Raw genomic sequence first — 24,923 nt, forward strand, 5'->3', positions numbered from 1 at the left:
CACCCTGGGCTTCCAGGATCTGGCTCTGCTTTTCACCCTGTGCACGGATGATCTGGCTCTGTTTGTCACCTTCGGCCTTCTCGACCGCGCTGCGCCGTTCACCCTGCGCTTCGAGGATCATGGCGCGGCGTTTGCGCTCGGCGGAGGTCTGTTGCTCCATCGCGCGCTGGACGTCCTTCGAGGGGTTGACCTCGCGGACCTCGACGCTCTCGACCCGGATCCCCCACTCGTCGGTGGGTTCGTCGAGTTCGGTCCGGATCTTGGCGTTTATCTCCTGGCGCTTGTTGAGAGTGTCGTCGAGCTCCATGTCGCCGAGCACCGCCCGGAGGGTGGTCTGGGCGAGGTTCGAGACCGCCCTCTTGTAGTCGTCGACCTCGAGGAACGCCTTCTTGGCGTCCATCACCTTGATGTAGACGACCGCGTCGGCCGTGACCGGCGAGTTGTCGCGGGTGATCGCCTCCTGCCGCGGGACGTCGAGCGTCTGGGTCCGCATGTCGAACATGTACGTTCGAGAGACGAACGGCGGGACGATGTTGATCCCCGGTTCGAGCAGTTTCCGGTACTCCCCGAACACCGTGAGCGCCCGCTTCTCGTACGCGTTGACGATCTCTACGGCGCTAAGCAGCGCCGCGATCACCACGACGAATACGAGCGCGCTGATCAGCAGGATCGCTGTTTCGACCATGTCGGACGTTACGAGGTCGCGGGCAAAAGTGTTGCCGTTTCTGTAGGTGAAGAAATCCTCGAGGGCCGTCAGTCTCGACCCCGCGGCCGAGATCGCCGGCCGCCGTTCTCGACCGTCGAGGTGGTCACTGGATCGGCGGCTCGCTCACTCGGATCGTTCGGTCTCGACTTCGGCGTCGGACGCGTCGTTCCGAGCGGCGTCCTCGTCGTCTCCGTCGCTGCCGGCGGCTTCGCGAGCGAGCGCCCGGTCGATCTCGTCGGACTCGATGGCGTTCATGTCCTCGACCGTGAGCACGTTCCCGCCGCCCGGATCCAGAACGATGACTTCGGAGCCCTCCTCGATCGTGTCACCGGTCGACCGTGCCGAGTAGAAGGGGGCGAAGCCGCCGCTGTCGAGTTTCACCTCGCCGCCTCGCGGCGTGACCGTTTCGGTCACGTACCCGGTGGCGCCGGCGAGCGTCTTCGAGTCGCTGGTCTGGGCTTTCCCCTTGCCGCCGTAGAAGTCGAACTCGCGGTAGACCCACGTCGCGGCGAAGCCGATCAGGAGCGTGAGCCCGGCCAGAACCAGGATGTCGAGCCCGCCGGGGATCAACAGCCCTATCAGGCCCGCGCCCGCGAGGGCGACGCCGATGACGATGAAGTAGGCGCCGGGGGACATCGCCTCCACCACCATGAGGGCGAGTCCTGCCGCGACCAGAACGAGGGCCACGTTGTCCACGAGGAATTCGAGCATACCCGACAGTTGGGTCTCGGCCCGATTAAGTGTTTACCGACCGACGCCCGCGTCGCCGTCGCGTGCCGGAGGCGGTTTCCACTTGCGCGGAGACATCCATCCACGGTCGGTTTCCACTTGCGCGGAGACATCCATCCACGGTCGGCGCGTTCGAACGCATCGATCCGGCTCGAACCGAAGCGAGAGTAGCCCCGACCCGATCGGCGGCGTGCGCCCCGTTCAGAAGGCGATACCGGCGATCCGTGCCAGCACCGCGAGCATGGCGAGCGCGCCGAGAACGACGAAGGCGGCGTGTTCCGGCTCGACCGCGCCGGGTTCGACGGGGGTCGAGCTCGGTTCCGGGTAGCGGTACTCGTCATCGTCGTCGCCGGTCGCGTCCTCGTCGCCGGTCGTGCCGATTCCGTCGTCGCGGGTCGATCCGCCGGTATCGGTGCGGTCCGGATCGATCGGGATCCGATCGGGGCGGTCGAACTCGAAACCGTGCGGGTGCTCACCGTCGCGCCCGTCCGGCGTCGGTGGGACGGTCGGCTCCGTCGTCTCGTTCGCGTCGTCCTCGTCCGGCCGCTCGGTCATGCACCGCGCTACGGTCGCCGCCGTGAAAAAGACGCCGTCCGCGGGTGGCGCCGAGCGCATCGTCGCACGACCCGCCGGCGGGCGGAGCGGGGTGGCGGCGACGCGATCCCGTCCGATCGCGTCGGCCGCGGCTGGCGCGATGCTCCGCTCTCACCGAGACCGGCGCTCGCGCGGGTCGTCGCTCGAGGTGCGATCCGGCGCGCTCTCGATACGACCCTCGTACACCACGCCGCGATCGCCGTCGATCGTGACGACGGTTCCCGGCTCGACGTCCCCGAAGTCGGCGCCGCTTAGCATCGGGATCTCCAGTTCGCGGGCGATCAGCGCCGGGTATCCGGTCATGCCCGGGCGCGCGTCGACGATGCCGGCGAGTTTGTCGAGATCGCCCCGGAACTCGTCCGCGAAGTCGCCGTCGAGGGCGACGATCGCCCCCGCCGGCACGTCGGCGAGGTCGCCGTCGCTCGTCCGCGCGACGGGACCGGTCGCCCGGCCGTCCACGACGACCCGGCCGGTCGCCAGCGCGTCGGCCGCGACGTGGACTTTCAGCATGTTCGTGGTGTTCGCGCCCTCGAGATCGGTCATCATCCCGCAGAGGACGACGACGGTGTCGCCGCTCGCCGCGACCCCGGCGTCGATGGCGGCCTGAACGGCCTTCTCGATGACCGCGTCGGCGCTCTGGTTGGAGACCGGCGCGTAGACGGGGTGGACGCCCCAGGCGAGCGCCAGCTGGCGGCGGACGTCGTCGTGGGGCGTCGAGCCGACCACGGGGATCGCCGGGCGGTACTTTGCGGTCTTGCGTGCGGTGTAGCCGGACTCCGTCGCCGTGACGATCGCCTCGGCGCCGATATCGCGCGCGAGGTACCGGGCCGACCGGGCGAGCGCGTCGGTCCGAGACTCGCCGGAACCGGGAACGCGGCCCTCGAGTACCTCCGCGTACTCCTCGGACCGCTCGACCTCGCGCACGATGCTGTCCATCGTCTCGACGACCCGCACCGGGTGGTCGCCGATCGCCGTCTCGGCCGACAGCATCACCGCGTCCGTTCCGTCGAGCACCGCGTTGGCGACGTCGGAGGCCTCGGCCCGGGTCGGCCGGCGCGCGCTGACCATCGAGTCGAGCATCTCCGTCGCGGTGATCACGGGGACCCCGGCCTCGCGGCAGCGTCTGATGATCCGTTTTTGGATCATCGGGACGTCCTCCATCGGGAGCTCGACGCCCAGGTCGCCGCGCGCGACCATGATCCCGTGAGAGGCCTCGACGATCTCGTCGAGGTTCTCGAAGGCGCCGGCGCGCTCGATCTTCGAAATGACCGGCACGTCGGCGCCGAACTCCTCGAGCACCTCGCTCACCTCGTAGACGTCGGCCGCGTCGCGGACGAAGCTCGCGGCGACGAAGTCGACCGGCGCTTCGGCCGCCAGTTCGAGCTCCCGGCGGTCGTCCGCGGTCACCGTCTCCAGGTCGAGGTCCACGTCCGGGACGTTGACCCCCTGCCGTCCGGCCAGCCTGCCGCCGCTGTCGACGTCGGCGACGATCGCGTCGGCCTCGACCGCCCGGACGGTCGTCTCGATGCGTCCGTCGTCGAGCAGGATCCGGTCGCCCGCGGCGACTCCCGATAGCGGAAGCGAGAGGCCGATCTCCTCGTCCGTGGCCTCCTCCCCCTCGACGAATCGCACCTCGGCGCCGGTATCCAGGGTCACCGTCTCGCCGTCGGGGAGCGGGGCGGTTCGGATCTCCGGTCCCTGGAGGTCGAGCATCACGGCGACCGGTCGGTCGATCGCCTCGTCGACGCGACGCACGGTCTCGACCAGTTCGGCTCGGTCGGCGGTACTCCCGTGACTCGCGTTCAGCCGGGCCACGGACATCCCGGCGTCGGCGAGCGCCCGGATCGTCTCCCGGTCGCTCGAGGCCGGCCCGAGCGTGCAGACGATCTTCGCCTTTCTCATGGCGGAGGCTACGCCCGTCCCTCGCAAAAAGGTGCGTGATTGACTCGGTGCGTAGTAAGTACTCTTCGCCCGGGCGAGCGCCGGCCCAAGGAATTTCCATCGGAGGGAAGTACCCCAGGCCGTGCCCCTGTACGCCTCGCTCATCGAGACCGACGACCGGACCGTCCAGAACGCCCAGGAACTCGCGTCGATCTGGGGAGAGATCCGGTCCGAGATCGAGGACCACGAAGCGACGCTCGTCGACGCCTACGCGATCCTCGGCGAACACGATTTCCTCGTGATCTTCGAGGTGCCGGACCGGGAGGGTGCGTTCAAGACCGCGCTGACGCTCCGTCGACACGGCCTCTCGGGCCAGACCATGGAAGTCGTAGACACGGACGATTTCTCGACGCTCGTCGAGGATATCTAACTGCGCCCGTCGCCTCGTCGCGGGTTCGAACGCGCTCTCGAACCCGACGTGCGAGTCCTATCGAACTTTTTCGCCGACATCGGCGTCCTCGCGAGTGGTCAGCAGGTCCGCCTGCTCGCCCGCCGCGAGGACCATCCCGTCGGATTCGACGCCGAACAGTTCCGCCGGCTCCATGTTCGCGAGCAAGACGCACTTCTCCCCGGGGAGCTTGTCCAGGTCGTGGAGCTGCTTGATGCCCGCGACAACCTGGCGGGTCTCGAACCCGATGTCGACCTCGAGGCGCGCGAGGTCGTCGGCGCCGTCGATCCCTTCGGCGGCTTCGATCCGGCCGACCCGGATGTCGAGATCCTGGAAGTCTTCGAAGCTGATGCGCCCTTCAAGCAGCGGTTCGAGCTCGCTCATGTCCCCGCCTTCGTCGGCGGAGGCGTCTTCAGTTTCGGTTTCGTCTTCGGTGTCGGCGCTCGCCGCGTCGGCGGCGGCACCGGTCTCCGCCTCGTCCGTCCCCGCCGCCTCGACGCGCTCGGCGAGCTTGCGCTCGAGTTCCTCGACGCGCTCGTCGTCGATCTTCTCGAAGAGCTCCTCCGGCCGATCGAACGAGCGAGGCGGCGCGTCGAGCGCGTCCTCGAGCGTGAGGTCGCGAACGCCGCCGTCCTCGCCGATCTGCTCCCACAGCGCCTGCGCCTTGCCGGGGGCGATCGGCTCGATGAGCACGCCGACCGCCTTCGCGATCTGGACGCAATCGCGGATGACCCGCTCGGCTTCGTCCGGTTCCTCGTCGACCAGCTTCCAGGGTTCGTTGCGCTGGATGTACTCGTTGCCGTACTGGGCCAGCCGGGTGGCGGCGCCGCCGACCTCGCGCACGGAGTAGTCGTTGACCGCCTCGCGGAACTCCTCGATCGCGTCCTCGATGCGATCGCGAACCTCCGGGGAGACGTCGGCGTCGGGGGTACCCTCGTAGTTCCGGTGGGCGAACAGCAGCGAGCGGTACCAGAAGTTGCCGACCGTGGCGACGAGCTCGCCGTTGACCTTCTCCTGGAAAGCCTCCCAGGTGAAGTCGACGTCCTGCTGGAGTCCGCCGGTGGTCGTCAGGTAGTACCGCAGCAGGTCCGGGTGAAAGCCCTCGTCGAGGTACTCTCTCGCCCAGACCGCCCGGTTTCGGCTCGTCGAGAGGCCCTTCCCGCCGATCGTGATGAAACCGGTCGCGGCGACGGCTCGGGGCGCATTGTAGCCGGCCGCCTCGAGCATCGCCGGCCAGAATATCGTGTGGTGCTGGATGATGTCCCGGCCGATGACGTGGACGATCTCGCCCTCGTCCTTCCAGACTCGCTCCCAGTCGTACTCGTCGCTCCCGACGCGCTCCGCGTACTGCTTCGTCGAAGCGACGTACTCGATCGGTGCGTCGACCCAGACGTAGAGGACGAGGTCACCGGTCTCGCCGTCCCCTCCTGGATAGTCGATCCCCCAGTCCATGTCGCGGGTGATACACCAGTCCTGGAGGCCGTCCTCGATCCACTGCCGGGGCTGGTTTCGCGCGTTCGATGTGCCCTCGAGCTGGTCGAGAAAGTCGGTCAGGTAGTCGGCGAACTCCGAGACCCGGAAGAACTTGTGAGGGCGCTCGCGGTACTCCGCCGGATTACCCGTGATCGCGCTCGTCGGATTCTCGACCTCGCCGGGCTCCAGGTGGCGCTGACAGCCCTCGTCGCACTCGTCGCCGCGGGCCTTCTCGCCGCAGTACGGGCAGGTCCCCTCGACGTACCGGTCGGGCAGGTACTGGTCGGCCTCGGGATCGTAGGCGACCTGAATCTCTTTCTCGTAGATGTAGCCTTCCTCGTCCAGGGTCCGGACGATCTCTCTCGTCAGTTCCGTGTTCGTCTCGTCGTGAGTGTGGCCGTAGTTGTCGAACTCGACGTTGAACCGGGGGAAGGTCTCCTCGTACTGTTCGTGCCAGCCCAGCGCGAACTCCTCCGGGTCGACGCCTTCCTTCTCGGCGTTGACCGCGACCGGAGTCCCGTGCATGTCCGAGCCGCAGACGTACGCTGACTGCTGGCCCAGCGTCCGTAGTGCTCGGGTGAACGCGTCTGCGCCGATGTATCCGCGGAGGTGACCGATGTGCAGGTCGCCGTTGGCGTACGGCAGCCCGCAGGTCACCACGGCGGGTTCGTCCGTCGGGTAGTCGTCGTGGCTCATGGGTTTCCTTGCGTGCGTGTTGCCCCGGCGGGCGTAAAACCCGCCGGTTTCGTCCTCGGTCGTCGCGCGATACGTCTCGCTGAAAGTCGGGGTCCGGAGAACCGGGTTTCGTCGCCGGGGTCCGCGGCCGCATGACCGGCCGTCCGCGACGACTCCGCCTGGCGACGCTACGGCTGGGAACGCATCGAACGGCCCGGCCGATCGCGTCGCGTCGACATGTCGGTGGCAAGTTCCGGGCCGAGCCGGTTAAGCGTTACCGTCCGACGGATCGAACGCCGATCGACACCCCTCATTCGGCCGGTTCCGCGTGCGCCTCGGCGAGGAGCGACCGCGCCCGCCGACTCGCGAAGAGGAGGGCGGCGCCGACCAGCAAGGCGACCGCGACGCCCGCAACCGCGACGGGACCGGGCGGGACGACGACGAGCGTGACGGCGGCCCCGGCCCAGATCAGCCAGGCGATCGACTCCGCGGGCCGACCGCCGTAGAGTCGCCACGTCGACACCGAGAGCAAGAATCCGGCGAGGATCGCCGCCAGAAACGGTCGCTCGAGGACCGGCGACAGCGCGACGATCGACAGGATTCCGCCGATCGCGACCAGGTCGAGCCGATCCAGGTCCATGCGCCGCGTTTTCGACGGGAGGCGCAAACGTGTATCGGTCCCGACGACGCGCAGATCGGCTCGGACGAACGTGAGAGGGGATCGCGTGGCGTCGACTGGTTGCCGGTCCAAATTCGAGACTTCGCGAGGCGTCGGCCGCTCTCAGTGGTCGTTCGCGAGGGGCGCGGACGCCCGTCCCGTGATCGCCGCGAGGTCGTCGACGAACGATTCGAGCATCGCTCTGCTCACGTGGGGCATGCAGACGACGCGGAGTTCGCCGGCGCCGGTCCGAGAGAGCCGCCAGCCCTCGTTTCGGAGGGCCTCGAACGCGCCCGAGGACACGTCCGCGGCCACGATCGGGAGCGTCGGCTCCACCACGTCGAAGCTGAGATCGGCGAGCGCGCCGGCCAGCCACGCCGCGTTCGCTCTCGAGCGCTCGTATTGGGCGGCGTATCCCGCCGGCCACAGCGCCTCCATCGCCGCGACCGCGCTCGCGACGCCCGCCCCCGACCGGGTGCCGGTGAGCGTCGCCTGGGCCGTCGTCTCGAGGTAGGGCGTGTCGACCGCGAGCTCGTCGAGCAGGCGCTCGTCGCGGACGAGCAACCCGCCGGCGGGCACCGCTGCCTGCCCCATCTTGTGGGGATCGATCGTCATCGTGTCCACCGGCGCGTCGGCGAAATTCCACGGGCGGTCGGCGAACGGGAGGACGAAGCCGCCCCAGGCGGCGTCCACGTGGAAGAGGGCGTCGGTATCCCGGGCGATCTCCCCCAGCGCCGGGATCGGATCGACGCGACCGTACTCCGTGCTCCCCGCGACGCCCACCACGAGCGCCGTCTCGTCGTCGACGCACTGACACACCGCCTCGGCGTCCGCCCGGCGGTCGTCGTCCGTCGGGGCGATCCGGAGCTCGACCCCCAGGAGGTCGGCCGCCTTCCGGAAGCTGAAGTGGCCCGACCCGGGCACGACGACGTTCGGTCGACGGGCGTCGCTGCGCTCGCGGGCGATGCGGACGGCCTGGATGTTCGCTTCGGTTCCGCCGCTGGCCACGTAGCCGGACGGATCCGGGAGCGCCGTGACCTCGCCGAGGAGCGAGACGGCTCGCGCTTCCAGCTCGGCCACCGCCGGATAGGTTCCCGGGTCGCCGGGGTTCGTCGCGAGAAATCGTTCGGCCGCCTCTCGCGCCGCCGGGTGCGGTTTCGTGCACATCGAAGAGAGGACCCGGTCGAACGCCTGCGGCTCGGCCTGCATAACCGGGTGGAGAACGATCGGCGGTTTATTCGTTCCGTTTGTCGGGTGCCGAGAAGTCGCGGAGGCTCCCCCGAGTCGGTCCAACACGCGCTTCGCCCGGAGAACCGAGCGATCGACGCCCGATCGGACCGTCGCGCCGTTCGACGAACCGCCGAGCGCGACGCGTGCGATTCGAGTGACAGGAGTTACCCGACCGATTCGCTGCTATCATTCCTCGTGGGGAAATCGATGTCACCGGTCTCACCGAGGTGTGCGGCGACGTGAGAGCGGTCCACGACCTGTCGCCGTCGTTCGGTTCGGGGAGCATCTGCGGCTTCCTCGGACCGAACGGTGCGGGGAAGACGACGATGGGAGTGCTGACCGCGCTGGCCACTCCGTCCCGGAGGGGACGACCTCCGTGACGGTCGCGACCGTCGCCGTTCCCGTCTCGTCCGTCCACGGAACGAGGCGGATCGACGAGTACCGGGTGTCGTGAACCCCGTCGATTCGGAAAATATCGGAAACCGACGTCGAGCGTTCGACGGTCCCGCCGGGGGCGGATCGGGCCGGTGCCGACCGGCTCGTCGGACGGCTAGCGAATCGACTCCAGGATCAGCTTCTGCTCGACGCGCTTGACCTCGTGCTGGACGTCCCGGACCGCGTCGATGTTCGCGGAGATGGAGCTGACGCCCGCGTTGACGAGGAACCGGACCATCTCGGGCTTCGAGCCGGCCTGCCCGCAGATGCTCGTGTCGACGCCGTGTTCCCGGCAGGTCTCGATGACGTCGCCGATCAGCCGGAGGACCGCGGGGTGGAGCTCGTCGAACTTGTTCGCGACGTGCTCGTTGTTGCGGTCGACCGCGAGCGTGTACTGGGTGAGATCGTTCGTCCCGAAGGAGGCGAAGTCGATGCCTGCCTCGGCGAGCTCGTCGACGCATAGGGCCGAGGCGGGCGTCTCGATCATCACGCCCCAGGTCCGCTTCTCGGGGTCGATGCCGGCTTCCGTCATGAGCTCCTTCGTGCGGTAGACGTCCTCAGCGTCGTTGACCAGCGGGAACATGATCTCCACGTTGTCGTAACCCATCTCGTACAGCCGGCTGAACGCTTCGAGCTCGTGGGCGAAGACGTCGGGACGGTCGAGGCTGCGGCGGATGCCGCGGTAGCCGAGCATGGGATTGTGCTCTGCGGGCTCGTCCTCGCCGCCTTCGAGCTGGCGGAACTCGTCGGTCGGCGCGTCGAGGGTGCGCACCCGCACCGGCCGCGGGTAGAACTCGTCGGCGACGCCGCGGACGCCCTGGACGAGCTCGTCGACGTAGGCGTCGACGCCCTCATCTTCGATGAACTTCGCGGGCGTCTTCGAGAGCGAGAGGATCATGTGTTCGATCCGCAGCAAGCCGACGCCGTCGGCGCCGGTCGCGGCGGCGCGTTCGGCCGCCTCGGGGATGGAGACGTTGACCTTGACCTCGGTCGCGGTCATCGGCTTCACCGGCGACTGGGGTCGAACGTCCTCGACGGGTTCGGCCTCCTCGTCGGGGTCGACCGCCGCGCCGGCGAGGACGTGTCCCTTGTCGCCGTCGATGGTTACCTGCTGGCCGTCCTCGAGGACGGTCGTGGCGTTGGTCGTCCCGACGACGGCGGGAACGCCCAGCTCCCGGGAGACGATGGCGGCGTGGCTGGTCATGCCGCCCTCGTCCGTGACGATGGCCGTGGATCGCTTCATCGCGGGAACCATGTCGGGCGTCGTCATCTCCGTGACGATGACGTCGCCCTCGCGGACCTTGTCGAGGTCGTCGAGCTTCTCGACGAGTCGCGCCGGACCCGAGACGCGACCTGGGCTCGACCCGAGCCCGTCGACCAGGAGCTCGCCGGCGCCCGGGGGTTCGGTCTCGGTGTCCGTTCCGGAGCCGCCCTCGGCCCCGGCCGCCTCGACGCCCCCGCTGCCGTCCGTGACGCTCTTGGCGACGGTCCCACCCTCGCCGGCCGCGGCGTCGCCGCCGCTGATGGTGGTGATCGGCCGGGACTGGAGCATGTAGACGTCGTCGTCGTAGATCGCCCACTCGACGTCTTGCGGGGTCTCGTAGTGGTCCTCGACGTGCTCGCCGAGTTCGACCAGCCGCTCGATCTCGTCGTCGGCGAGCACGCGGGCCTCCCGCTGCTCGTCGGGGACCGGTCGCTCGACCGTCTCGCCCGTCTCCTCGTCCTTTACGTGCATCACCTTCTTGTCGGCGATCGTGACGTCGATCGAGCGATCCTCGCGCTCGACCACGTAGTTATCGGGGGAGACGGCGCCGGAGACGACGGCTTCGCCGAGGCCCCACGCGGCTTCGAGGATCATCGTCGGGTCGCCGGTCGAGGGGTGGCTCGTGAACATCACGCCGGACTTCTCGGCGTCGACCATCCGCTGGACGACGACCGCGATGTTGACGACCGAGTGGTCGAAGCCCTTCTCCTGGCGGTAGTAGATCGCCCGCTGGGTGAACAGCGAGGCCCAGCACTCCCGGACGCGGTCGAGGAGGGCGTCTTCTCTCACGTTGAGGAACGTCTCCTGCTGGCCGGCGAACGAGGCGTCGGGCAGGTCCTCGGCCGTCGCCGACGAGCGGACGGCGACGAAGGCCTCCCCGTCACCGACCGATCGATACGCCTCGACGATCTCCTCGCGCAGGTCGTCCGGGAACGGCGTCTCGAGGATGAGTTCCTGGGCGCGCTCGGACGCTTCGGCCAGCGCCGCGGAATCTTCGACGTCGACGTCGACGGCCTCGAACAGTTCCTCGTCGACGCCGGCCTCCTCGATGAACGATCGGTAGGTGCCCGCCGTGACGACGAAGCCGGGCGGGACCGGCAGCCCAGCCCCCGTGAGTTCCCCCAGGGACGCGCCTTTGCCGCCGACGGACTCGAGGTCGTCGGCGCCGATCTCGTCCAGCCAGAGTACAGCCATCTGTATCTCACCGGAACACGGTGCGAATAAAGAAGCTTCCGAAGGGACCGGTCTAACGGGTACTCGTCACCGAATGAGTGTTCCGACACTCCGGTAATTCCTGCGAACGACGGTAGCTCGCCGAGCCGTTCCGCGGGGGCATCGATCGACCTCAGCGGGGCGATCGATGGTCCGCGGCTCGAGGAGTTGAAGGATCGTCCGCGGCTCGAGGAGTCGAATGAGCGTCCTCGGCTCGACGTACGGATTGTACGCTCGGAGACGAACGATCCGCCGTCTCTGACGAACCGTGTTCTGCACAAACCGGTTCGCTCGAACGCCGGTGGCGGCTGGATTCTCAGCAGGACGGTTCGGTCGCACCGTCCACGTCGAATCGCCAGCGCTATCCCGGTTCATCCGGACCGTACGGTATGGAAGAGGCTGCGGATCTGCAGGGGACGTTCATCGGCGTCGGCCTGCTGGCGATGATCGCCGTCCTGGCGTACGGGACGTTCGTCGACGAGACGATCGTCGGCGTGGACTCGATGACCGTCGCCGGCTGGGTCCTCGCGCTCACCCTGGTCGCGGTCGCCGCGCTGCACGCCGCCGTCGGGGAGTACGATCTCACCTGGGGCTTCGGGGGCGCCGGGATCGGCTGGGTGTTCGTCCTCGCCGGTGACGGCACCCAGGTGATCGTCGGTCTGATCGTCCTCGCCCTCTCGGCCGTCTACGTCGCGCTCGTTACCCGTCGTCGGAAGCGGGAGGCCGACGCACCGGCGGGCGAGAGTGAACCCGTAACGGAGTAGGTCCGGTTCGGCCCCGCGACGAAGGAGGTCCGGTTCGGCCCCGCGCCGAAGGAGGTCCGCTCCACCCTGAGGCGGGGCGTCCGACCGGGTTATCCGATCAATCTCGGTCGGTCGCTCGAACCGAGTTCGAACGGTGCGCGTTTTCGGTCCTCAACCGGAGTCGATTGGAACGTGCGGGTCTGCTACCTGCGCGTGCGGGCTTGCTGCCGGCGTGTACGGCTCAGCGGCCGAGTTCTTCGTGCGCGCTGGCGAGGTGTCTCGACGAGAGCGCCGCGAGCAGCGAGAGTTCGCCGGCGAGCGCGCCGACGGCGATCACTTCGGCCAGCGCCGCCGCGTTCTCGCCCGGCGGATCGCCGCCGCCGCGGACGCCGATCACGTCGAGCGCCTCGGCCTGGGTCGGCAGGCGGGTGCCGCCGCCGACCGTGCCGACCTGCAGAGAGGCCAGCGAGACGCTGGCGTAGAGGTCGGCCGACCCGTCCTCGTCGGTCTCACGGGTGTCCATGGTGGTGATCGCGTTGGCCCCCTCGACCACGTGGGCCTCGTCCTGGCCGGTGGCCAGGAAGGCCGCGGCGACGACGTTCGCCGCGTGCGCGTTGAAGCCGAGGCTGCCGGCCTTCGCGCTCCCGACGAGGTTCTTGCGCGTGTTCGCCTCGACGATCCCCGCGGCCGTGGTTTTGAGGCGCGCTTCGACAACCTCACCCGGGATCACGACTTCGGCGGTGACCGATCGGCCGCGACCGTCGATCGCGTTGATCGCGGCCGGCTTCTTGTCCGAACAGAGGTTGCCCGACAGCGCTACCAGTTCGGCGGGCGTCTCCGCTTCGACGATTTTGCAGGCCTCGCCGGTCGCGATGGTGGCCATGTTCATCCCCATCGCGTCCTTGGTGTCGTAGGCGAATCGGAGGTAAACAGAGTCACCGACGACGTACGGTTCGATCCCGAGCAACTCGCCGTGGCTCGTCGTCGACTCCGCGGCCTCCCGGAGTCGGTCCTCGTTCGCACCGACCCACTCGACCGTCTCTGCCGCGTCGACCACGCCGGAGACCCGGAACACCGGCGCTCGCGTCATCCCGTTTTTCGTCACGCGGGCCGCCGCACCGCCGGCCTCGCGGATCACGGAGAGCCCGCGGTTGACCGAGGCGACGAGCGCACCCTCGGTGGTCGCGAGCGGAAGGTAGTGCTCCCCGTCGGCGGCCCCGCCGTCGACGGGGACCGGTCCGGCGACGCCCATGGGCAACTGCGCCCCGCCGATCAGGTTCTCGATATTGGGCTCGGTCTCCTCGGCGGCGAACGCGAAGTCGCCGATCGTCTCGAGGTCGGCGCCCGTCTCCCGCTCGACGAGCCGGCGCCGAGCCGCGGCCGCGGTCTCGTGGTCCGCGTGTTCCTCCAGTTCGTGCAGCCGTAGCTCCCCGTCTCGCACCCGCTCGGCGAGGGACTCGGGATCGGTCATGCGTAGGTCGAAACGCGGACGGGTCCTAACAGTTGCTGATTCGTCTCCGGAGGCCGTCGGGCGCCACCCGGATCTCCCTCGGCGGCGTCGATGGCAGATCCGTCGGCGACGGATCCACGGCCGACGCTCACTCCGCTCGCGCGGATCCGCCGCCGCTCCGGTAGCCCGCGACGGCTTCGTAACCGACGTACGCGACGTAGCCACCCACGCCGATCGCCACGACGAGCCGTTCCTCCCAGGTGCTCGTCCCGCCGAAGACGATCGCCAGCACCAGCGAGGCGAGGACCGCGAACCGGACCCTGGTCCGGGACGGGACGTCGTCGCTCGTCGCCGCGAGGTAGAGCTGCGGGCCGACGACGGCGACTCCCGCGAACAGGAGGTAGGCGACGATCGGCCTGTCGATGTCGACCGCGAAGGCGTACTCCGCGTAGCTCAAGATCAAAAGGGAGAGCACGAAGAGGGCGATCGTCGCGACGATGACCCGATCCTCGCGGGAACTCATGGGGGAGGGTTCCGATGGGTCACGGATACCGGTTTCGTTCGATTCCGGGCCGCCGGGGTGTGACCGCCGCACGCGAACGAGCCGCGAATCCAGCGAGCGTCGCGTGACGCAACCGTTTTATCGGTGGCAGTCGCCGACCCTGACATGACCGACGCCGCGGATCTCGTCCTCCTCGACGGGGACGTGCACACGCTGGCCGAACCGGACGAAACCCGCGAGGCGGTCGCGATCCGCGACGGACGGATCGTTCGCGTCGACTCCACGTACGAGATCGAACACCTCGCGGGCGTCGAGACCGAGGTGATCGACTGCGAGGGGCGGGTCGTGCTCCCCGGATTCGTGGACGCACACACGCACATGGAGAGCCAGGGCCTCTACCTGGTTCACGCCGATCTCTCTGGAGCCGCGGACATCGACGACGCCATCGACGCTCTCTCGGCGCAGGCCGATACCGATCGGGAGTGGGTCCTCGGGTTCGGCTACGACGAGAGCGCGTGGCCGGAGACGCGGTATCCGACGCGCGAGGACCTGGACGCCGTCAGCGAAGAGCGCCCGGTGGTCGCGATGCGCGTCGACATGCACACCGCGTCCCTGAACTCGGTCGCGCTCGACCGACTCGTCGACGAGATGCCCGATCACGACGTCGAAACCGAGGACGGGGAGCCCACGGGCGTCGTCGTCGAGGACGCCACCGAGGCCGTCTGGAACGCCGTCGAGGCGGACTACGACCAGGCCCGGGAGCTCGTCACCGCGGCGATCGACCACGCCAACTCGCTGGGCGTTACCTGCGTTCACGACAAGGTCCGCCAGTCCCACGCGCCGCGCGTGTACCGGGACCTCGAACTCGAGGGCGAACTCGACTGTCGCGTCCGAATCGATTACTGGAGCGACCACCTCGAGAGCGTGATCGACGCGGGACTCGCGACGAACGCCGGCAGCGAGTTCGTTCGAACCGGCGCGATCAAGTCGTTCACCGACGGGAGCCTCGGCGCCCGGACGGCGAAGCTGTTCGAGCCCTACGACGACCTGCCGGCGGACGCGGAGTCGGACGACGTCTCCACCGAAGGAGCGGACGAGGGGGACGCTGTCGCCGACGGCGGAGCGGCCGAAACCCCGGACGCCGACGCCGCCGGCGACGGGCGCGGCCAGTGGGTCGTCGACCCCGACGAGCTCGCGGAGGTCGCCGAGACCGCGGCGGCCCACGACTACCAGCTGACCGTCCACGCCATCGGCGACGAGGCGGTCCACGAAACGATCGGCGTGCTCGCCGAGACCGAGAACGCGGACAGCGCGCGCCACCGCATCGAGCACGCCGAACTCGCGACCGACGAGCACCTCGAACGGATGGCCGAAGCCGGAATCGTCGCCTCCGTCCAGCCGAACTTCCACCAGTGGGCCCGGCCCGGCGGCCTGTACGACCAGCGCCTCGGGGAGGAGCGCCGGAAGCGGACCAATCGCTTGCGGACGATCCTCGACGCGGGCGTCCCGCTCGCGTTCGGCTCGGACTGCATGCCGCTGGACCCGCTGCTGGGCGTCCACCACGCCGTCACCGCGCCCGAACAGTCCCAGCGCCTCTCCGTGACCGAGGCGCTGCGGGCCTACACCCTGGGCGCGGCGTACGCGGGCTTCGACGAGGACCGGATGGGCACTGTCGAGGTCGGGAAGTGCGCGGATGTCGTGATCCTCGAGGAGTCGCCCTGGGAGAACGAGGATCGAATCCACGAGATCGACGTGGCGACGACGATCGTGGACGGCGAGGTCGTCTACGACGTCGGCGAGTGAGCGGTGCTCACGGATCACCGAACGCCTCGGTCCGCCACCTCGAAAACTATTTTGTGGGCCTGTCCCTCGGCCCGAACATGACTTCCGAGGCTGCCGTTCGAGGGGGCATCATCGTCGCGGTCATCGTCGTGGGACTGTCGATCTACGCCGCGCTGATCGCGTTCGACGTCGACGAACTCCTCGCGCTCGCCGTCACGCTGATCCTCGCGATGGGGCTCTCGATCGGGCTTCGCAGCTTCGCGCTCGATCGGTTCGTCGACTGAGCGTTCGATCGGTTCGTCGACTGAGCGTTCGACCAAGGTCGACGAGAGCTCTCGATCTTCCGCCTTCGGCACCGTTATCATCGCCCGCCGACAGCCTCGCCACATGGACCACGCGCTCGTCATCGGCGGCACGCGATTCATCGGTCGCCACCTCGTCGAAGAGCTGCTCGACCACGACTACGAGGTGACGCTGTTCAACCGCGGGAACCACGAGAACCCGTTCGCGGACGTCGACGCCGTCGACCACGTCCGGGGTGATCGGACCGACGACAGCGATCTCCTCGACGCGGCCGCCGTCGAGCCGGATGCCGTCTTCGATTGCGTCGCCTACTTCCCGCGTGACGTCCGCCAGGCGACGAACGTCTTCGACGACGTGGACGCGTACGTCTACATCTCCAGCGGGGCGGCGTACGGCCGGGAGGACCTGCCCAAGCGGGAGGACTTCACGCCACTGTGTGAGTGCACGGAAGAGCAGGCTACGGCGGACGAGTCCGAGACCTACGGACCCCGGAAAGCGGAGGGCGACCGCGCCGTCTTCGCGGCCGCCGAGGATGGCGTGCGGGCGATGAGCGTCCGCCCGCCGATCGTCTACGGCCCCCACGACTACACGGCGCGCCTGGATTACTGGATCGACCGCGTGCGGCGGTTCGACCGCGTCGTCGTGCCCGGCGACGGGACGAACATCTGGCACCGCGTCTACGTCGAGGACGTGGCGAGCGGCATGCGCACCGTCGCGGAGGCCGGTGAGCCCGGCGAGGCGTACAACGTCGGCGACGAGCGCATGGTCACCATGCGCGGGATGGTCGAGCTGATCGACGAGTCGCTGGCCGCCGTCGACCCCGACCACGAATCCGGCGTGGAGATCGTGACGGCGGGCCCGCGCGAGCTCGCGGCTGCCGACCTCGCCCTCGAAGACTTCGTCCTGTACCGGGATCCGCCGCACGTCCTCTCGACGGCGAAGGTGCGTGAACTGGGGTGGAAATCCACGCCGCTGGCGGACGCGATGGAGCGGGCCGTGACCGATCACCTCGAGTCGGACCGGACCGGCCGCGAGCACGGACCCGACCGAGCGGAAGAAGAGCGCGTGCTCGGGGTGCTGGACACGATCTGAAGCGATCGATCGGGTGAGAAGCGGCGATCCTCGGACGATCCGGTCGCGCCGAACGGGCGTCGACCGCCGCGGCGACGAGGGGTCGATTTTTACCACCTCCCATGCAGGCTGTGGGCATGGAACTCGATCTGCTGGTGTCGGCGGTCGGCGGCATCGATCCCGCGGAGATGGCCCGGAACGCCGAGGACCTCGGCTACGACCGGGTTTGGGTGGGCGAACTCTGGAACGAAAGCGCCGCCGTCCAGCTGGCCGAGATGGCGGCCGCCACCGACGAGATCGGCCTCGGTTCCGCCATCCTCAACGTCTTCTCGCGGACGCCGGCCGTGCTCGCGATGACCGCCGCCTCGCTTCAGCGGGCGTCCGACGGCCGGTTCGTCCTCGGGACGGGCACGAGCACGCCGACCGCGGTCGAGGGGCTCCACGGGATGGACTTCGATCGTCCCGTCCGGCGGGCCCACGAGACGATCGAACTCCTCCGGCGGCTCACGTCGGACGGGGGCGAGATCTCGTACGACGGCGAGCTCCTGGAGAGCCGAAGGTTTCCCGGACTCGACGTCGACGTCCCGATCTACCACGCCGGGCTGGGCCCGGCCAATAGACGCGTGGTGGGCCGGCTCTGTGACGGCTGGATCCCGCACAATATTCCATTCAGCGCCCTGGAAGACGCGTTCGAGGACGTGGCCGATGCCGCCGCGGAGCGCGACCGCGCTCGCGACGAGATCGAGGTGGCGCCGTACGTTCCCACGGCGGTCGCCGACGACCCCGAGCGGGCCCGGAACGCCATCCGACACCACGTCGCCTACTACGTCGGCAGCGGGGAGGGCTACCGGCGTGCTGTGGGGGCCGCGTACCCGGACCAGGCGGGCTCGATCGCCAACGCCTGGCGGGCGGGCGACCGCAGCGCAGCGGCCGAGGCCGTCACCGACGAGATGGTCGACGACCTCGGCGTCGCCGGAGGACCCGAGGAAGTGCGCGACGGCCTCCGGTCGCTCGTCGCGGAGACGCCGATCGACCGCCCGATGATCGTCGTGCCGGCGCCGGCGGCCGCGGAGCTGGGTCCGCGGACCGTGGACGCCGCGGCGCCGGTACGGTTCTGACGGCGTTCCACGTCGCCGATCCCGCCGATCCGCTCTTCCGCTAGCTCTTCGTCACTCGAGTGGGGTCCGCAACCGAACCCAGGTCACGGCGCGACGGAGCGCCAGCTCGAGGACGGCCGCGAGGAGGACGACGAGGAGCGGGGCGGACCAGAACCCGACGTACACCGCGTCGGCCCGCGGGTTGATCCCCGGCCCGCCCGCGATCGCTCGGGCCTCCGCGAGCGACAGCCAGCTACGGTAGGTGACCCACGCGTAGAGCGCGACGTGGGTCGCGAGCGGAAGGGCCAGTCGATCTCGAAGCAGCAGAAAGAGCGGTACCGCTCCCAGGAGGACGAGTCCGAGGCCCGCGTAGATCACCATCACCAACGCGTCCAGTCCCGCCGGGAGAACCGGCCTCGGGATCGGGTCGTGGCGGACGGCCGAATACACCCAGTGGACGACGAGAGCGTGACAGCCGCCGCCGAATGCGGCGATTCGGGCCGGGTTCGAGACGAGTCGATCCGCGCGACCGCCCGAGCCGTTTCGACCGGACAGGTCCACGATCCGAACAGTCCGACGACGGAGAAATACGCTCCGGACGGTTGCTTCGATCGGTCGCCCGAGCGGACCGCCGCCTGCACCACCGTTCGGATTCGCTGAACAGCCCTTATCACGAACTGGGTGGACGGATCGACCGACGATGGCGACTTCCTACACCGACTTCGTGGGCGAGGTACAGCACCGGATCGAGACGGGCGAGCGGGCGGAGGCGGTCCGGACGACCCGGGCCGTGCTGGAGACGCTCGGCGAGCGCGTCGGGGAGGGTGGCGCGACCGACGTCGCCGGCCCCCTCCCGATGGAGATCGATCGCTACCTGCTGCAGGTCGATCACGGCCACACGTACGACTACGACGAGTTCGTCGACCGCGTGCTGATGCGACTCAACAACCAGGACCTCGAGCTGACGACGTCCTACGGGTTTCCGGTCGAAGTCGATCGCTCCGAGGCGGTCTTCCGGACGAAGGCCGTCGTCGCGCTGCTGTGCGAGATCGTCCCCGGCGGAAGGCTCGCCGACGTCGAGAAGCAACTCCCCGAGGAGTTCGAGGAACTGTTCGAGTTTCTCGACGTCGAGACGCCGCCGTGGGAACCGCGTCAGTGACGGGGTCGAGGAGACCGTACCCGCGGAAGAGCGTCTCTTCCGCGACCGTCCCGCCGTATCGGGATCGATCGGCACCGACGACGACCGCCCCGTCCTAACCGTTTCCATCCGTCGTTTCGATACCCGGAACCGATCATTTCCGACCCGAACGTTCCCGGTCCGCGGGCCGGTAACCCACTGATCGGCCGAATTGAAGATAAAATCTTTTCATGGCGCCCCTCGCACGAGGGGATAACGCACAGGTGTCGCCATGGTAACGATGGAAACTGCGGAGATCGACACGGACCTCAGCCTCTTCAAGTACGACAACTTGGAGCAGCTGCCCCCCGAGTATCGCGACCTGACGGAGGACGAACGCGCGCCCCGAATCGAGGCCGCGTTGGCCGAACTGGGCGACGACGTCGTCGTCCTGGGACACAACTACCAGCGCCGCGAGATCGTCGAGCACGCCGATTTCGTCGGCGACTCTTACCAGCTCTCGAAGCGGGCGGCCGAAGCGGACGCCGAGTACGTCGTCTTCGGCGGCGTCACGTTCATGGCCGAATCGGCGGACATCATCACCGACGAGGACCAGACGGTGATCCTGCCGAGCATGGAGGCCTCCTGCCCGATGGCGGGGATGGCCGAGGCGCTCCAGGTCGACGCCGCCTGGGCGGAGATCACCGCGGCCGCGCCGGACGCCGAGATCGTCCCGATCACCTATATGAACTCCTACGCGGACCTGAAGGCGTTCTGTGCGAGCCAGGGCGGGCTCGTCTGCACCTCCTCGAACGCCGCGAGCGCCTTCGGGTGGGCGTTCGAGCGCGGCGACAAGGTGCTCTTCTTGCCGGACAAGCACCTCGGCGAGAACACGGCCCACGAACTCGGCATGGAGGATCGGATCGCGACGTGGGATCCGTGGGACCCCGAGGGCAAGGACCCCGAGGAGGTCGCCGAGGCGGATATCATCCTCTGGGACGGCTACTGCCAGGTCCACGAGCGCTTCCGCGAGCGTCACGTCGAGGAGATCCGGGCCGACCACCCGGGCGCCAACGTCGTCGTCCACCCGGAGTGTCGTCGCGAGGTCGTCGAGGCCGCCGACGTGGTCGGGTCGACGAGCACGATCTGCGAGACGATCGTGAACGCCGATCCGGGCGAGATCTGGGCGATCGGCACCGAGATCCACCTGACGAACCACCTGCAGCGGTGGCACCCCGAGGTGGAGGTGCTCGCGCTGTGCGGGGACGCCTGCATGGACTGCAACGCGATGCGCCAGATCGACCCCAACTACCTGACCTGGGTGCTGGAGGAACTCGTCGAGGGACGCGAACGAAACGTGATCGAGGTGGCTCCCCGGGAGGCGGAGCTCGCGAAGGTGGCGCTCGACCGCATGCTCGAGGTCTGACCATGCCTCGAGAGGATACCCGAGCGCACGAACGTGCCGACGTGATCGTCGTGGGATCCGGGATTGCCGGCTGCGCCGCGGCACTCGCGGCGGCGCGCGAGGGCGCCGACGTCCTGGTTCTGACGAAAGCCAGCCGCCCCGACGAGGCGAGCACGGACTGGGCCCAGGGCGGCATCTCGACCACCCGCGGGGATTCCGAAGCACTCGAGCGGGACATCTTCGAGGCCAGCGACTGGACGGCCGACGAGGACGCGGTCGAAGTCCTCGTCTCCGACGCCGACCACGCCGTGCACGACGTCCTCGTCGACACGCTGGAGATCGAGTTCGACCGCGACGGCGACGACTTCGACTACGCCCGCGAAGCTGCCCACTCGGAGCGCCGAATCCTCCACGTCGACGCCTCGACGGGGACGCACATCCTGCGGCCGTTCCTCGACCACGTCGACGACCACGATCGGATCGAGGTTCGCGACGATACCGCCGTTCTCCGGTTGATCGCCCACGAGGGAACCGTCCACGGGGTCGTCTCCGACGAGGACTCCGAGGGTCGCCCCATCTACGCGGGCGCGACGATCCTCGCCACCGGCGGGATCGGCTCGCTGTACACCCGCTCGACGAACCCGCCCGGGTCGACCGGCGACGGCATCGCGATGGCCGCCCTCGCGGGCGCCGACGTCGCCGACATGGAGTACGTGCAGTTCCACCCGACGGCCTATACGGGAAGCGAGGGGCCCGGCGCCTCGGAAAATGGGAGCGGCGAGGCCGCGAGCGACGACCCCTTCTTGCTGTCCGAAGCGCTCCGCGGCGAGGGTGCCATCCTGCTGAACGGGGACGGCGACCGGTTCATGCCCGAGTACCACGAAGACGGCGAGCTCGCCCCGCGCGACGTCGTCGCGCGCGCCGTCGCCCGCGAACGCGAGCGGACGGGCGAGGTCCTCCTCGACGTGAGCACGCTCGAGGAGCCGTTCGCGGACGCGTTCCCCGACCTCGCCGCCGAGTGCGCAGAGCGCGGCGTCGCGGGCGATCGGATCCCCGTCGCGCCGTGCGAACACTTCCTCTGCGGCGGGATCGACGTCGACGACCGGGGGCGGACGAGTCTCGACGGGTTGTACGCCGTCGGCGAGTGCGCGCGGACGGGCGTACACGGCGCCAACCGCCTCGCGAGTACGAGCCTCCTCGAGGGGCTCGTGTGGGGCCTCCGGGCCGGCGAGGGCGCCGCCCTCGACGTCGACGGCGAGGCGGGACCGACCCTCGTCGAGGCGCCCGAACTGCTGAACAGCGATCCCGACCTGCCGCCGCGGTTCGCCGCCGAGAAGTTCACCCGGCTGCGCCGGACGATGGATGAGTACCTCGGCCTCGAGCGCGATCCCGACGGGATCGCCCGCGCAGGTGCGATCCTCCGGCGACTCAAGGGCGAGGTCGACGCATACGTCCGGACCCGGACGGCCAGAGACCTCTACGAGCTCCGGAACGCGAGCGTCACCGCGTTGCTGATCGCCCGCGCGGCGCGCGAGAACGAGGCGTCCGTCGGCTGTCACTACGTGGTCGAAGAGGCGGAGGTTGGGCCGCCGACGGGCGACTGAGCGGCCGCCCAAAAGCGGAGCCGCCGACGGACGACTGAGCGGTTCCCCTAAGATCCGCTCGCGGCACCCGCTTTGGGGGTCACTCGCCCAGCGCGGGTGAAAGCGTCTCGAGGGCGTCGGTCTCCGGCGCCGAGCCGACGAGCAGCTCTTCGCCGTCGAGCGCGAGCGCCTCCGTGCCGGTCTCCCGTTCCCAGACGCCATCGTCGTCGGTCGCCTCGCCGCGCTCGTCCGCCCAGACCCGGAACAGCTCGTACGCGTCCTCCGCGGCCGCGGAGTCGGCCCAGCGGAGCGTCCACTGCCAGCCGTACCGGCCGTCCTCGCGCTCGTGTGCGACGAACTCGTCCCCGCGCCAGGCGTCGGTTTCGGCGGATCGGTATCGCACCAGCCCGGTGAAGACCTCGTCTTCGTCCGTGTCCTCGTCCGCGTACACTTCCTCGTACGGGAGCGCCCTCGCGTGCCAGAGGGTCGCGAACGCGGACTGCATGCCGAGCCGCTCGCGGTCGAGCAGTTCCCACTCCTCGTTCGACTCGTCCTCGACGGCGACGTCGGCGGGCTCCCGATCCGGGTACCACTCCGGCTTCAGCACCTGGCCGGTGTGGGTGGGCGGCGCCTCGTGGGCGTCCCAGACGGCCTCCCAGCCGCCCCGATCCGCCAGCGCGGCGGCGAAGTCGTGTCCGTTCACGTACGGCCCGAACGCGAGCAGCCACTCCTCGTCCCAGCCGGCGGCGTTAGCGGCGGCGGCGTTGCGCAACCGACAGTCCGAGAACTCGCCGTCACAGCCCCCCACGTACTCGTCTTCGAGGAACTGGGCCGTTCCCTCGACGAGACTCCGCTGGGCCTTGTGTCGGTCGAACCCCGTCGACCAGCCGTGGTCCCACTCGCTCGCGCCGCCCTCCTGGAACTGGACGGCGTGGAGGAGTTCGTGGGCGATCAGCTGGTCGTCGACCGTCTCCGCGTCGGTGGCGACGAAGATCACTTCCCTCGACCCGGAGAAGTACGCCCCGGAGAACTCGAACGGGACGCTCGCGTCGAGGTCCTCTATCAGGCCGAGCGCCCGGTGGGCGAGGCGCTGGGTCGTCGTCTCGCCGAACAGTCCGGTCGGCGACGCGAGTTCGCGCATTTCGGTGCGATCGATGAGGCGGACCGTCGTCGACGCGGCGAGCTCCGCGTCAGCCAGCTCGACCACGCGTTCGTAGACCGATTCCGTCCGCTCTCGAAATCGCTCGTCGACCTCCTCGAACTCGAGGAATCGCTTCGATTCCGGGTTGGACGGATTGCTCCTGGGGAGGGTACAGCCCGCCAGGACCGTCGTGGCGGTCAGACTTCCCGCGTGGAGCACTCGCCGGCGCGTCGGATTCCGTCCCCGCATGGATCGCGGCTACGTCCCGTGGAGCCAAACCGTTGACGCTCCCGGCCGCGAGGCGTGAATCTGGGATCGGGCCGCCGTCGAGACGGTCCGTTTATCCCGGATCGGGTCGTTCTCGCCGACAGGATGATCACCGACGCGCAGGTGGAACGCTGGCTCCGCGAGGACGTCGGTCACCACGACGTGACCAACGACGTCCCCGGAGCGACGACCGGGCGGCTCGTCGCGAAGGAGGCCGGCGCGGCGGCGGGAGTCGACGCCGCGTCGGCGGTGTTCGAGTACCTCGACGCGACCGTCACGGATCGAATCGAAGCGGGCGTCGGCCTCGAACCTGGCGACGAACTGCTCCGCGTCGAGGGGCCGGCGCGGGCCGTGCTGCGCGGCGAGCGGATCGCGGTGAACCTGGCCGGCCACGCCTCGGGGATCGCGACGCGGACGAAGCGCGCCGTGGATGCGGCCCGCACGGAGTCGGATTCGGTCCGGATCGCCGCGACGCGAAAGACGACGCCGGGTCTCCGCGGGATCGAGAAGCGGGCGGTGGTCGCCGGCGGCGGCGACACCCACCGCCTCGACCTCTCGCACATGGTCATGGTGAAGGACAACCACGTCGCGGAGCTGGGCCTCGAGGGCGCCGTCGAGCACTTCCGCGAGCGCGTCTCGTTCGCCACCAAGATCGAGGTCGAGGTCGAGCGCGTCGCCGACGCGCCGCGGGCGGCCGAAGCGGGCGCCGACATCGTCCTACTCGACAACATGGCGCCGACGGACGTCCGGGCGGCGATCGACCGACTGGTGGAGGCGGGTCACGACGACGTCCTCACCGAGGCGAGCGGCGGCATTACCACCGCGGACGTGCGGGAGTACGCCGCGACCGGCGTCGACGTGATCTCCATGGGGAGTCTGACCCACTCGGCGCCGTCGCTCGACCTGTCGTTCCGGACGGGTGAGTGAATCTCCGTTCGGACGGCCGGGTGAACCTCCGTCCGGACGGGCGAGTGAGTCGCCGTTCGGACGGGCGAGTGAGTTTCCGTTCGGACGGGCGAGTGAGTCGCCGTTCGGATCGGCGAGCAACCTTCCGGGTACGGCCGACATCGATCGATCGCAACAGAGGATTCGCGAGCGTCCCGAGTTCGCCCCGCTGTCAGGCTCGTGGTCTCCGGCCGAGGACCGGTCGGGCCGAA

Annotated in this window: 22 protein-coding genes; 10 read left to right on the forward strand and 12 right to left on the reverse strand. The window is 69.2% G+C overall.

Annotation, left to right across the window (positions count from 1 at the left end; genetic code table 11):
- The 4 genes from QZT59_RS08510 to pyk form a co-directional block, all read right to left on the reverse strand.
- The coding region (locus tag QZT59_RS08510; protein WP_290814241.1) for an SPFH domain-containing protein at positions 1-685 on the reverse strand (685 nt) is incomplete at its 3' end.
- Between the two features lie 144 nt (positions 686-829).
- Entirely contained in the window at positions 830-1,417 is a 588-nt protein-coding gene (locus tag QZT59_RS08515) for an NfeD family protein (RefSeq protein ID WP_290814244.1), read from the reverse strand.
- 219 nt (positions 1,418-1,636) lie between these two features.
- On the reverse strand, positions 1,637-1,990 hold the full coding sequence (locus QZT59_RS08520; RefSeq protein ID WP_290814246.1) for an adhesin: 354 nt from the start codon (positions 1,988-1,990) through the stop codon (positions 1,637-1,639).
- A gap of 150 nt (positions 1,991-2,140) precedes the next feature.
- Positions 2,141-3,931: a pyruvate kinase gene (pyk, locus tag QZT59_RS08525; RefSeq protein WP_290814248.1), complete on the reverse strand. Its 1,791-nt coding sequence runs from the start codon at positions 3,929-3,931 to the stop codon at positions 2,141-2,143.
- A 121-nt stretch (positions 3,932-4,052) separates the two neighbouring features.
- Between pyk and QZT59_RS08530 the strand changes: the two genes are divergently transcribed.
- On the forward strand, positions 4,053-4,340 hold the full coding sequence (locus QZT59_RS08530) for a GYD domain-containing protein (protein ID WP_290814250.1): 288 nt from the start codon (positions 4,053-4,055) through the stop codon (positions 4,338-4,340).
- A gap of 57 nt (positions 4,341-4,397) precedes the next feature.
- Here the strand turns inward: QZT59_RS08530 and metG are convergent, their stop codons facing one another.
- From metG to ppsA, 4 genes are all read right to left on the reverse strand, one after another.
- Entirely contained in the window at positions 4,398-6,527 is a 2,130-nt protein-coding gene (metG, locus tag QZT59_RS08535; RefSeq protein WP_290814252.1) for a methionine--tRNA ligase, read from the reverse strand.
- A 289-nt stretch (positions 6,528-6,816) separates the two neighbouring features.
- Entirely contained in the window at positions 6,817-7,146 is a 330-nt protein-coding gene (locus QZT59_RS08540) for a hypothetical protein (protein WP_290814255.1), read from the reverse strand.
- A gap of 141 nt (positions 7,147-7,287) precedes the next feature.
- Complete coding sequence (mfnA, locus tag QZT59_RS08545; protein WP_290814257.1) at positions 7,288-8,373, reverse strand: tyrosine decarboxylase MfnA; 1,086 nt, start codon at positions 8,371-8,373, stop codon at positions 7,288-7,290.
- 571 nt (positions 8,374-8,944) lie between these two features.
- Complete coding sequence (gene ppsA, locus QZT59_RS08550) at positions 8,945-11,287, reverse strand: phosphoenolpyruvate synthase (RefSeq protein ID WP_290814259.1); 2,343 nt, start codon at positions 11,285-11,287, stop codon at positions 8,945-8,947.
- 407 nt (positions 11,288-11,694) lie between these two features.
- On the opposite strand from ppsA, the gene QZT59_RS08555 reads away from it, so the two are divergent.
- Positions 11,695-12,069, forward strand: coding sequence for a hypothetical protein (locus tag QZT59_RS08555; protein WP_290814261.1), 375 nt, complete (start codon positions 11,695-11,697; stop codon positions 12,067-12,069).
- 220 nt (positions 12,070-12,289) lie between these two features.
- Here the strand turns inward: QZT59_RS08555 and hmgA are convergent, their stop codons facing one another.
- Together hmgA and QZT59_RS08565 are read right to left on the reverse strand one after the other, a co-directional pair.
- On the reverse strand, positions 12,290-13,519 hold the full coding sequence (hmgA, locus tag QZT59_RS08560; protein WP_290814263.1) for a hydroxymethylglutaryl-CoA reductase (NADPH): 1,230 nt from the start codon (positions 13,517-13,519) through the stop codon (positions 12,290-12,292).
- Positions 13,520-13,646: 127 nt separating this feature from the next.
- Positions 13,647-14,021, reverse strand: coding sequence for a hypothetical protein (locus QZT59_RS08565; RefSeq protein ID WP_290814265.1), 375 nt, complete (start codon positions 14,019-14,021; stop codon positions 13,647-13,649).
- Between the two features lie 144 nt (positions 14,022-14,165).
- Between QZT59_RS08565 and QZT59_RS08570 the strand changes: the two genes are divergently transcribed.
- The 4 genes from QZT59_RS08570 (at position 14,166) to QZT59_RS08585 (ending at position 18,274) form a co-directional block, all read left to right on the forward strand.
- Positions 14,166-15,803 (forward strand): amidohydrolase, encoded by a 1,638-nt coding sequence (locus QZT59_RS08570; protein WP_290814268.1) that lies wholly within the window; start codon positions 14,166-14,168, stop codon positions 15,801-15,803.
- A gap of 77 nt (positions 15,804-15,880) precedes the next feature.
- Entirely contained in the window at positions 15,881-16,066 is a 186-nt protein-coding gene (locus QZT59_RS08575) for a hypothetical protein (RefSeq protein WP_290814270.1), read from the forward strand.
- Positions 16,067-16,169: 103 nt separating this feature from the next.
- Positions 16,170-17,177 (forward strand): NAD-dependent epimerase/dehydratase family protein, encoded by a 1,008-nt coding sequence (locus tag QZT59_RS08580; protein WP_290814272.1) that lies wholly within the window; start codon positions 16,170-16,172, stop codon positions 17,175-17,177.
- A 116-nt stretch (positions 17,178-17,293) separates the two neighbouring features.
- Positions 17,294-18,274 (forward strand): LLM class flavin-dependent oxidoreductase, encoded by a 981-nt coding sequence (locus QZT59_RS08585; protein WP_290814274.1) that lies wholly within the window; start codon positions 17,294-17,296, stop codon positions 18,272-18,274.
- A 51-nt stretch (positions 18,275-18,325) separates the two neighbouring features.
- Here QZT59_RS08585 and QZT59_RS08590 read toward each other — a convergent pair whose 3' ends face one another.
- A complete protein-coding gene (locus QZT59_RS08590; protein ID WP_290814276.1) occupies positions 18,326-18,814 on the reverse strand; it encodes a hypothetical protein in 489 nt (162 codons plus the stop codon).
- Between the two features lie 139 nt (positions 18,815-18,953).
- On the opposite strand from QZT59_RS08590, the gene QZT59_RS08595 reads away from it, so the two are divergent.
- The 3 genes from QZT59_RS08595 to QZT59_RS08605 all read left to right on the forward strand — a co-directional run bounded on the left by QZT59_RS08595 (position 18,954) and on the right by QZT59_RS08605 (position 22,379).
- Entirely contained in the window at positions 18,954-19,412 is a 459-nt protein-coding gene (locus QZT59_RS08595; RefSeq protein ID WP_290814278.1) for a DUF2267 domain-containing protein, read from the forward strand.
- Between the two features lie 250 nt (positions 19,413-19,662).
- Entirely contained in the window at positions 19,663-20,796 is a 1,134-nt protein-coding gene (nadA, locus tag QZT59_RS08600; protein WP_290814281.1) for a quinolinate synthase NadA, read from the forward strand.
- A gap of 2 nt (positions 20,797-20,798) precedes the next feature.
- On the forward strand, positions 20,799-22,379 hold the full coding sequence (locus QZT59_RS08605; protein ID WP_290814283.1) for an L-aspartate oxidase: 1,581 nt from the start codon (positions 20,799-20,801) through the stop codon (positions 22,377-22,379).
- Positions 22,380-22,458: 79 nt separating this feature from the next.
- On the opposite strand, the gene QZT59_RS08610 is transcribed toward QZT59_RS08605, so the two are convergent.
- Complete coding sequence (locus QZT59_RS08610) at positions 22,459-23,748, reverse strand: hypothetical protein (RefSeq protein WP_290814285.1); 1,290 nt, start codon at positions 23,746-23,748, stop codon at positions 22,459-22,461.
- Positions 23,749-23,871: 123 nt separating this feature from the next.
- Between QZT59_RS08610 and nadC the strand changes: the two genes are divergently transcribed.
- Complete coding sequence (gene nadC, locus QZT59_RS08615) at positions 23,872-24,693, forward strand: carboxylating nicotinate-nucleotide diphosphorylase (protein ID WP_290814287.1); 822 nt, start codon at positions 23,872-23,874, stop codon at positions 24,691-24,693.
- Positions 24,694-24,923: the final 230 nt, after the last annotated feature.

It is taken from the genome of Halovivax sp. (assembly GCA_007119345.1).
GTDB lineage: Archaea > Halobacteriota > Halobacteria > Halobacteriales > Natrialbaceae > Halovivax.